Here is a 1,685-nt window from a genome sequence, read left to right as displayed (position 1 = left end):
GGAAATGCAGATAGTGGTTCTGCAACGGCGTGGATACAAATTTCTGATAATAACTTGGGGTTAGATGTAGGTAATGTTTATTATGAAAGTAGAAGTCCTGTAAATGCCAATCATATATCAACCAATATTGGCTCTAATATTTTTATTTATTTAAAGGCTGGAGTTGATTATTATATAAAACAAAGAACAATACATACTCAGAGAGTTTACTCTGGCGAGCGAAAGTTTTTTTTATATTTTGTACAATAATTTACTACATAAATTAAATACCTAATCACAAAATTTAAATCCTATGAATACTCTAAAAGCGTGGTTGCGTCCCAATCTACTCACCAAAGACGACCCGAACGATTTTGTCGCCGTGCTCCTCTTAGGTGGCAGCCTTGGTATTACAGAAATCGTAGAAGCCCTCAAAAAAGAGGGGATGAAGATAAAAACCGAAACCGCAATAGATATTATCACTCGTTTTAACCGCAAAGCCTCAGAATTGGTACTCAACGGGTATAGCGTAAATACGGGACTGGTGTATATGCGTCCTGCCATCAAAGGTGTGTTTTATGACAAGACTTGGGATAAGGAGAGGCACTCCGTTTATGTGAATGTAAACCAAGGTTTAGACCTTAGAAAAGCGGTAGCCGACACCAAGGTAGAAATCCTCGGCGAGCAATCCAGCCCAATGAGTGTGTTCAGCATCACCGACAAGATTACAGGCAAAGCAGACGGTACCCTTACCAAAGGTAAAAACGCCGAAATCAAAGGTACTTACATTAAAATAGATGGCAATGACCCTAAAAATGGCATCGTCTTTAAAAACTTAGACACTCAGCAAGAAGTGAAGCTCTCAACAGAGCATATTGTCCTTAACGAACCGTCAAGGTTGCTTATCCTTGTGCCTACAGATTTAGAAGCAGGTAATTATGAGCTAAGCATTACTACGCAGAGAAGTAGTGGTAATGCTCTGCTTAAAGACCCGAGAACGGAGACGTTATCCACGCCTGTAGTGATCGGGTAACCGTCTTATTCAACCCCAATAACCAATGCCCACCACTATAATATAGCGGTGGGCATTATTATTCTAATAGCACAAAAACAAACCTGTCCAATAGGTCGGAGCCTCCGACACGGTAAGGTAGAACCACCCGACATTGGCAAGTCATAGTTTACAACATTCTAAAGTCGTATCGCACAACGAAGCGGAGCACGGAGGGATGGTCATAGCTTTGTCGGCAAATGGTATAACCATAAGGTCTATTATTACCGTTTTGGTGCCGTGTCTTACTTTAGACGACAACGGTGTGCCGCTTTAGACGGTGACTGGACGTTGCCAAATAAAGCACTGGAAATTTTAACGAATGGACGCCCCCAATTTATACAACAATAGAACCAAATTCGCTTTTTCGTTAGGTTTCATCAAGGAAAAGAAGGGAGAAAAATATGTATGTCCTTTTGGCTTGACCCAAAAGGACCAAAAGGTCAAGACTAGAGAACTCGGCTAAAAATGGGACGTCCATTCTAAAAGCCCTAGAACTCACGCCAAGGCTAAAGCCCACGCATGTTCAGACAATAGGGCTTTCTTTAACGAATGGACGCCCCATTTTCTTAACGCCTCCGTTTCCTTAGGTCGGTTATTATATATGGTAGAGAATACTCGACCTCTAATCCAAAAAAAAATCCCCAACTACAAA

3 protein-coding genes are annotated in these 1,685 nt (G+C 41.2%); all 3 read left to right on the top strand.

Annotation, left to right across the window (positions count from 1 at the left end):
• The coding region (locus VQ048_RS12105; RefSeq protein WP_327611915.1) for a hypothetical protein at positions 1-249 on the top strand (249 nt) is incomplete at its 5' end.
• A 43-nt stretch (positions 250-292) separates the two neighbouring features.
• Entirely contained in the window at positions 293-1,012 is a 720-nt protein-coding gene (locus VQ048_RS12100; RefSeq protein ID WP_327611914.1) for a DNA-binding domain-containing protein, read from the top strand.
• 133 nt (positions 1,013-1,145) lie between these two features.
• Positions 1,146-1,307: a hypothetical protein gene (locus VQ048_RS12095; RefSeq protein WP_327611913.1), complete on the top strand. Its 162-nt coding sequence runs from the start codon at positions 1,146-1,148 to the stop codon at positions 1,305-1,307.
• Positions 1,308-1,685 lie beyond the last annotated feature (378 nt).

This window comes from Bergeyella anatis (assembly GCF_036016955.1).
Taxonomy (GTDB): domain Bacteria; phylum Bacteroidota; class Bacteroidia; order Flavobacteriales; family Weeksellaceae; genus JAYWXI01.
The sequence above is the reverse complement of the archived record's forward strand: the minus strand, read 5'-3'. Positions and strand labels throughout refer to the sequence as shown.

What these genes read in the sequence shown, in the direction of transcription:
- VQ048_RS12100 (WP_327611914.1), top strand. Translation starts at nt 293, where the DNA reads ATGAATACTCTAAAAGCGTGGTTGCGTCCCAATCTACTCACCAAAGAC.